Here is a 4091-nt window from a genome sequence, read left to right as displayed (position 1 = left end):
ACAAAAATGTATTAGGTTTTGACGTTGAACCCAAGCATGTAGTGATTCCAGAGCTCAACAGTATCGACCGCATGAGCCGCATCGACGATGCCTTGAAAAAAGCCCGTTTCAAATCTACCGATCGCGATCGTTTTATGGGTGAAAACTGGCAAAGAGTGCTCAAACAAGTATTGGTATAATCGATCACAGATGCTCAGTGTTTAAGCGCTTGCAGCAACAGAGACTCAATAATAAAAAAGGGCTGATGTTATATAACACATCAGCCCTTTTATTCTTCTCGATTAGATGTCGATTTGGTTATCAATTTAATTGTCGATTTAGTGCCGTTTAAATCCCTGCACCAGCAATTTCTCTTGGTGGATTAAGCACATCAATCGCTTTTAAGTAGGCCAGTAAACCATGTACCTGAGTATCCAGATCACCTTTGCTGGTATCAATGGTTAACTCCGCAGACTCTGGCACTTCATAAGGTGATGAAATACCAGTAAAGTTAGTAATTTCGCCCTTGCGAGCTTTAGCGTACAAGCCTTTCGGGTCTCGCGATTCACACACACTCAATGGTGTAGACACATGGACTTCAACAAACTGACCTTGTGGAAATAATGCTCGGACGCGATCACGTTCTTCACGTGTTGGTGAGATAAATGCCGACAGCACCACTAAACCTGAATCAACCATTAACTTAGCCACTTCACCAACACGACGTAAGTTTTCATCGCGATCTTCAAGGCTAAAGCCTAAGTCTTTACACAGACCATGACGAACATTATCACCATCAAGTAAATAGGTATGGAAACCATGCTCAAATAACGCCCGTTCTAATGCGCCTGCGAGGGTTGATTTACCCGAGCCAGATAATCCCGTAAACCATAACAATACTGGGTTTTGGCCTTTTTGGGCGCCACGGGCAGCTTGGTCAATGGCATGTTGATGCCAAACAATATTACTCATCACTACTCCTATCGAATGGTTGTTACACCACACTAAAATTCTTTGTTAAAACGGGAAGAAATACGGGATCGAAAAAATAACCACTAATGAATATACGATGGATAACGGTAAACCTAAGCGCACAAAATCGCTGAATTTATAATTACCGGCATTAAATACCATGAGATTAGTTTGATAGCCGTAAGGCGAAATAAAACTCGCGCTTGCACCAAATACCACCGCCATAATAAACGGCCGAGGATCGACACCAAAACTGGTCGCGACCGCATAAGCCACCGGGAACGCCAGTGCTGCAGCAGCGTTGTTAGTTATCAACTCGGTGACAATTAACGTAATCAGATAAATCCCAACAAAGGCGGCAAACACACCATAGCCATTAAACACACTCAATAAAGTTTGCGCCATGACGTCAGCTAGGCCGGTTGTGACCATTAAGTTAGCTAAGCCTAAGGCACTGCCTACAATCACCACTAGTTCTAACGGGAAGCGACGTTTAAGCTCACTTAAGGTTATCGCGCCAATCGCCACGTAGCTGAGTAATAATAAAACTAAGCCTTTGGCTAAAGGTAATACATCAAAAATGCTGGCCAAAATGGTTAATGCAAATCCAACAAGCACCCAATTACCGCGTTTTTCATCTAAACGAACACTTAAATCTAAGCCGCTAACTGCAGCAAAGTCGCTGGTTAAATTAGGGCTCTTAGAAAAACGATCGCCAGGCGTGAGCAGTAACACATCACCGGGTTGTAGCACCACATCGCCTAGTCCGCCTTTTAACGGAATATGACCACGACGAATAGCCATTACGGCTGCATCAAAGACTTCACGAAAACGCGAATCTTTTAAGGTTGTACCAACTAAACTTGATGATGGCGCTAAAACCGCTTCAACCAAATTTTGGCCTTTAGCATGCTGCTTACCAAACCACTCTAAACCATCAAACTGATGCAATAGCTCAACCGACTCAACCGCGCCACTAAAACGTAAAACGTCATCGGCTTGCAGCACCATTTGTGGTGGCACAGGGCAAATACGTATGCCGCTGCGTTCTAATTCAACTAAGTAGAGTTTTTTAAGTGCGCGCAAACGGTTATCAATGACACTTTTACCCACTAAAGTAGAGGTTTTAGCAACATGGGCTTCCAGCAAATAAGGCAATGCTTCATCTTCGGACTCTTCACGTCTATCGGGTAAAAAGTTAGCCATTATGGTCAACACGACTAAACCACTTATGACAACTAATGCACCAACTTGTGAAAACTCAAAAAATCCCAGAGGTTCAAGGCCAGCATTTTCAACAAATGAGTTAACAATCAAATTGGTAGAAGTACCAATGAGCGTAAGCGTACCACCGAGGATTGCAGCATAGTTTAATGGCAACAATAACTTAGAAGGAGCATGCGCTTGATTACGACGCACAACGCCAATTAACGATGCTACAACAGCTGTATTATTGGTAAACGACGACAACAACGCCGTCGATATACCTAACTTAGCCAGGGTAGAAAATAACGAGCCTTTCCCTATCACTTGGCTTAATTTGCCTAGTAATGAGGTTTTCTCGAGAGCTGTGGCAGCCAGCACCAACAGCACCAAAGTGATTAGTCCGTTATTAGTAAAGCTGCCAAGGGCTACATTTAAATCAACTAGCCCGAGGATATAACAAAGTAATGAAGCGAAGAAAAACATGGCGGCCGGTGTTGCAAGCCCAGCAAGAAGCCCACCGACCAGTGCTAACAAGATAATCGCTAACAACCATATTTCGCTCATTATTTATTTTCCAAGCACGCTAATATCGCGAGCATTCCAATGCGGGAAATGCTTACGCACTAACGCATTAAACTCGACTTCAAATGCACTAAACTCAGTGTTGGTTTGCTTATCGCCTTGATGCCCACTGACAACCATGGCCGCTGCAACGGTAGCATTAGATAATCTGTCGATTAAAATCATCCCGCCAGTATCACGTACCAAGCTGTAAGCGTCTAACACAATCGATTCAGTTAAATCTAACTTTACTCGGGCAATGGTATTTAAACTTAATGAGCTTGCAGCACTGCGCTCAAGCGTGTTCACATCAGTAATATATTCAATTTCGCTCACGACGGCTTGAGTTTTCTTACCCGCGACTTTCACATCATATAATTGACCGATCTGTAATGGTTTTTCATCCATCCACACCATATCAGCAACAATATGGTTAGCAACTTCTGGTGCAGTAGCTGGGTGAGCCAATAAATCACCGCGTGAAATATCAATCTCATCTTCAAGGGTTATGGTAATGGCTTGGCCTGCTACGGCTTCTTGCAAATCACCATCAAAAGTCACAATACGTTCGATTTTACTGCGTTTTCCTGATGGCAATGCAACTAATTCATCGCCCACTTTAATGATTCCAGACGCTAATGTGCCAGAGAAACCACGAAAATCTAAGTTAGGACGTAATACGTATTGCACAGGGAATCGCACCGGTAGATCGCTCAGTTCGCGCTGGGTATCGATAGTTTCAAGTAGCTCAAGTAATGTGCCACCTTTATACCAATCACACTGCGTACTGCGGTTAACCACGTTGTCGCCATTTAAGGCAGATAATGGCACATAGTGAATATCTAAATCACCGCCATTTTCTGTATCACAAGCACCTTTAACAAATTCAGTAAAATCGGCTTGAATCTTTTCAAATACAGTTTGGTCAAAACCGACCAAATCCATTTTATTCACGGCAACAACAAAGTGACGTAAACCTAATAATGATGCAATAAAGGCATGGCGTTTAGTTTGGGTTTGGACACCATAACGTGCATCAACCAAAATAACCGCTAAGTCACAGGTAGATGCGCCCGTTGCCATGTTACGAGTATATTGTTCATGACCAGGAGTATCAGCAATGATGAACTTACGTTTTTCACTAGAGAAATAACGATAAGCCACGTCAATAGTAATACCTTGCTCACGCTCAGCTTGTAAACCATCGACCAATAACGCAAGGTCAATGGCTTCACCTGTAGTACCCATCTTCGCGCTGTCACTTTTTAGACTCGCTAACTGATCTTCATAGATTTGCGCGCTGTCATGCAGTAAACGTCCAATTAAGGTACTTTTACCATCATCAACACTGCCACAAGTTAAAAAACGCAGTA

At 43.1% G+C, this 4091-nt stretch carries 4 protein-coding genes; 1 reads left to right on the top strand and 3 read right to left on the bottom strand.

Annotated elements, in window-relative coordinates; genetic code table 11:
- Window positions 1-179: membrane dipeptidase (locus tag CXF78_RS13625; protein WP_180957141.1), on the top strand; the 179-nt coding region annotated here is incomplete at its 5' end.
- A gap of 148 nt (window positions 180-327) precedes the next feature.
- Here CXF78_RS13625 and cysC read toward each other — a convergent pair.
- From cysC to cysN, 3 genes are all read right to left on the bottom strand, one after another.
- Entirely contained in the window at window positions 328-951 is a 624-nt protein-coding gene (cysC, locus tag CXF78_RS13620; protein WP_059745569.1) for an adenylyl-sulfate kinase, read from the bottom strand.
- A gap of 45 nt (window positions 952-996) precedes the next feature.
- Window positions 997-2721 carry an SLC13 family permease gene (locus CXF78_RS13615; protein ID WP_011638624.1) on the bottom strand — a complete coding sequence of 575 codons (1725 nt, stop codon included), beginning with the start codon at window positions 2719-2721 and terminating at the stop codon, window positions 997-999.
- 3 nt (window positions 2722-2724) lie between these two features.
- Window positions 2725-4091 (bottom strand): sulfate adenylyltransferase subunit CysN (cysN, locus tag CXF78_RS13610; RefSeq protein WP_102037102.1); only part of this gene is annotated, 1367 nt, incomplete at its 5' end.

This window comes from Shewanella sp. 11B5 (genome assembly GCF_002836795.1).
Lineage (GTDB): Bacteria > Pseudomonadota > Gammaproteobacteria > Enterobacterales > Shewanellaceae > Shewanella > Shewanella frigidimarina.
Note: the sequence above shows the minus strand (reverse complement) of the source record. Positions and strands in the feature narration are given on the sequence as shown.